1 protein-coding gene is annotated in these 611 nt (G+C 53.5%); it reads left to right on the top strand.

The annotated features are described in order from the left end of the window. Window positions 1–611 (top strand): Ig-like domain-containing protein (locus OC23_RS05070; RefSeq protein WP_038343267.1); only part of this gene is annotated, 611 nt, incomplete at both ends.

The raw sequence follows: 611 nt of genomic DNA, 5'->3' as shown, positions 1-611 counted from the left end.
TGCAGTTGAATCAACCGGCACAGTGACCATCACGGGTACCCTGACCGGTATTCCTGCAGATGCAGCAACGGCTGTGGTAACACTCCTCATCAATGGCGTGACTTATACTGCAACAGTTGATGCAGCAACAGGCAACTGGACAGCCGATGTAGCAGGTAGTGACTTGCTGGCAGATGGTGACAAGACCATTGATGCCACAGCCACCTTCACCGATGCAGCAGGCAACAGCAGTAATGTGACTGATACGCAAGTCTATACCGTGGATACCACTGGTCCGGACAACAGCACGACCACGATTACCATCAACCCGATTGCGGGCGATGGCGTGGTTGATTCAGGCGAAGCGGCAACCGACCAGACCATTAGCGGTACAGTCACCGGTGAATACACTGTCGGTGACGTGGTTACTGTCAACGTCAATGGCGTGAACCTGACCACCACGGTACAAACTGGCGGGGTATGGAGCGTAACGGTTGATGGCGGTCAGTTAGTCCTTGATGCCGACAAGACCATCAATGTCAGCATTACTGCAACCGATGCCGCAGGTAACACCGGTACAGTAACTGCAGATGCCAGCTATACCGTTGACATCACCACACCAGTAGTCGTGA

Origin of the sequence: Acinetobacter sp. A47 (assembly GCF_000805455.1) — a bacterium.
Lineage (GTDB): Bacteria > Pseudomonadota > Gammaproteobacteria > Pseudomonadales > Moraxellaceae > Acinetobacter.
Note: the sequence above shows the minus strand (reverse complement) of the source record. Positions and strands in the feature narration are given on the sequence as shown.